Consider the following 3,498-nt stretch of genomic DNA (forward strand, 5'->3'; position numbering starts at 1 on the left):
TGATGAAATGCTATAAGGAATTTCCTCGGCAAATATTTTAGAAAAATGATTACCGGTTACATTAATGTTTCGAACAGATCCTCCAGTTAAATCATCACCAGAATGCAATTGAATCGGCATTTTGTAAAAAGTGTTGTTTTGAACAACTATATTTTTTGCATTATGGAGATATAAACCTTTACCACTTATCTCTGAGATTGTGTTGCCTAAAATTTTAACTCCATCTGTATTGTCATCCATGTAAATTCCTTCAGCAAGGTTATCTTTCATAGTAGTACCTTCTACAGCTCCAACTCCTCTAAGTACAATATTTCCAATTACCTCCCTTCCTAAATTATTTCCCCACGTTATACCATCCGAATTGGTATAAATCCCAGCTCCATCATGTTTATGTAGACAAAAATTATCAATTAGATTATTTTTGATTACTGTGTAATTACCTCCAAAATGAATCCCATTAAATCCAGTATTGATAATTTTATTTCTAGCTATGCTAGAATTGTCAGCATTACCGGCAATGTATATCCCAACACCTTTCAGATCACTACTATTTGACATTCCTTGAAAAGGCATCGTATTATTAATAGTATTGTCTTCGATTATTGCTCTTTGGGTGGTAAATTGAAAAAACAATCCACCACTTAATGAGTAATTTATTGAGTTCCCTTTCACAGTTAAATCTGGTGTAGTATGGGAGTAAATTGCGTTTTGTCCAGCGAAAACTAAGTCACAATTTAATATCTGTACATTTGCAGAGTTTTGAATGTTAAAAATATCGGCATTTGCCCCTCTCAAATTCAGATTATTAAAAGTTAGATTCTGAATATATTTATTTGTTTTAATTAAATACTCTCTAGTTGCAACTTCAACATTTAAAAAATTTGGATCTTGTCCACCAAAATACCCATAAATCCTTTTGTTTGATTTGGAGTATGCCCATTCACCAAATTGATCTAGCGTATTGATATGATTTTGAATAAAATATCCAAACCCAGCTTGAGGTGAATATCCTGTTTCTGGATTTGATAAAAAGCTAATGGTATTCCCAGCATTATAGGAGATTTCATGCCTATCGGTAATCCAATTGTTTTTTCTGATTACTATATCACCTCCCACAAAGTTAGCAGGCATATTTTCACCTTGAATGCTCAAAGAGTTATTGACGGATGATATAGTTAAATATCCTTCGTTTTTACTTCCTGCATTAGGATATCTTCCAACCTCCCTAAGTTGGTTGTTTATGGTAACTATTTGAACTTTTCCACCATCCATATTTGAAAGTAAAGCTTCATAAGTGCCATTTCCTTTGGAAGCCCAATTAGTTACTTTGACCAATGAAGTAATTACAGGTTTTGCTCCAACTCCATAGGATGTGTAAGAAATAGGATTACCTGAATTTCCTCCTCTGGATATCAGGATTGATCCATAAAATATGTCTCCACTTTTAAATAAAATTCTATCTCCAGCCCGCAATTGACTGGCAAATGAATTTAATTTTTCAATACTTCTCCATGGGGTAGAAGAATTCTGTGCTTGTACAGCTGAGCGATTATCGTCTCCTGTTGAACTCGAAAAATAATAATCAGTAGCTTGAGTCTCTGAAATATAAAATACAGAAATAGCAATAATTAATAATAACCTTATTAATTGATTATAATAATTAAATAGGATATTAATCAACTCGTTAAGTAAGGGTGATTTCATAACGTTGATTTTTATATAAGGCCCCAAAACTAGAATGATTTTTCAACTTTTCAAGCTCATTTCTAGATAGCTGACTAGTTTTGGTATTCAAAAAACACAATTTTTGACTTGGAATTAGATAATAAAAAAATAACTAAACCGACTTTAATAGAAAAAATAGAGAAAAAAAATAAAAATAATTCTGAATTTATAATCTAAAACAGATAAAAATTTGGTTAGGGGTATTTTTTGATGAATTTAATAGAAAAAATAGTTGAATTTCTTTTTAATAAGAATTTCAAATCACAAACAATGAGCTTTATATATATAATAAAAATATTTGATCTATTATTTATGTATTTTATTTTATAAAAAATTACTCTGTATTTCTAAAAAAAATTTTTTTATTTTTTTTCAAATTTTTTTTGAAGGGATGGGTTTTTTGTAAAAATTTCTATTTTAAATTGTTCTAGTTCAATTTTTTAGGCTTAATTCTAATTATGAACAAAGCTCAATTCAAAGTTTGTGCCAAAGTTTTTCATCCTTCAAACTTTAATAATAAGAACCAATTTTGCTTTTTCTTGGAAACCTACTCTTACATATCTTCAAAAATCTAGTATGTTTTTGCCTTCATCAAATTCAATAAAAAAAGAGTCCCGATTTTTCAGGACTCTTTTTCTCGTAATTAAAACCTTTCAGCTTATTTGACAACAATCAAACGCTGGAGTTGGGATATTCCTTCTTCTGTCGTGGTAGTTAGGAAGTAAACCCCTGCAGCAAGATTCCTCACTGAAATGGTGTACTTGTTTCCATTTTCCACCATTTCGGGAAGATAGGTCTGTACCATTCTGCCACGGACATCGAATATTGAAATCTCTCCCAGTTTCTCTTCAGGATCCGTTGATTGAAGATTTATCAGGTCTGAAGCCGGATTAGGATACATCCTTATTGATGACTTTCCAAACCCGGAATCGGTATTTAACCCAAACTTATTAACCTGAATGGTGATAGTCTCCTGACTTACCAGTTCTTTACCATCTCTTACGGTTACTTTAACCTCATGGGATCCTGGCGAGACAAACAGATGACTTGGGTTTTTCTCCATAGAACTTGATCCATCCTCAAATTCATAGCTGTAACTTAGATTTCCCTGATCCACTCCTGTTAAGTCCCCCATAAAGTCAACCTTCAACGGTCCGGATCCTTCCATAGGTGAGGCGAGGATGGTTGGCTTGGAATGAATTCTAGCAATAATGGATTCACTACTTTCTATTGCAAGTCCGGCAATAATAGACCTGCTCTTCTTTGGGTCAAGACTTATTTCAAGTTGGCCATCCTCTACATTAATTTCTTCAAAAACAACTTCCAAAGGATCATTGGCTGAAGAGGCATATATATTAAAGTTAGATCGAACTTTATTTCCTTCAATTAGGATATCGAAGGCTCTACAAGTTGAACAAGCGCTACCTATTACACCAAAGTAATTTTCAATGAAATAGGTAGTTACTTTATACATTCCATTAGGAACAGGAATAGTATATGTTATCGCTTCATCAATATTAGACGATCTAGTGGACTGAAATAACTCTATATTACTTGCCTGTGGGATATTATCGGGTCTAGAATCATTGTAGAATTGTTCACCGGTATTCATATCCCCAATAAACTCCTTACCCTGATATGTTACCGTCTCACTACTTCCTGCATTTAAATACAGACTGAAGTCAGGTGAAGCAATTCCTTCAACCTGAATAGTTACTACAGAAGATTCTACGCTTAATCCACCTTGGTCTGTAACTCTGGTTTTCAATGCAT

General features: G+C 32.8%; 2 protein-coding genes. Both read right to left on the bottom strand.

Features of this window, described 5'->3' with window-relative positions; translation table 11 throughout:
• Positions 1-1,704 (bottom strand): right-handed parallel beta-helix repeat-containing protein (locus Q0L68_RS18065; protein ID WP_296705658.1); only part of this gene is annotated, 1,704 nt, incomplete at its 3' end.
• A 679-nt stretch (positions 1,705-2,383) separates the two neighbouring features.
• Positions 2,384-3,498, bottom strand: a 1,115-nt coding sequence (locus Q0L68_RS18070) for a malectin domain-containing carbohydrate-binding protein (protein WP_296705659.1), incomplete at its 5' end; no start/stop codon positions are given.

Origin of the sequence: Algoriphagus sp. (assembly GCF_024642405.1) — a bacterium.
In the GTDB taxonomy this organism is placed as follows: domain Bacteria; phylum Bacteroidota; class Bacteroidia; order Cytophagales; family Cyclobacteriaceae; genus Algoriphagus.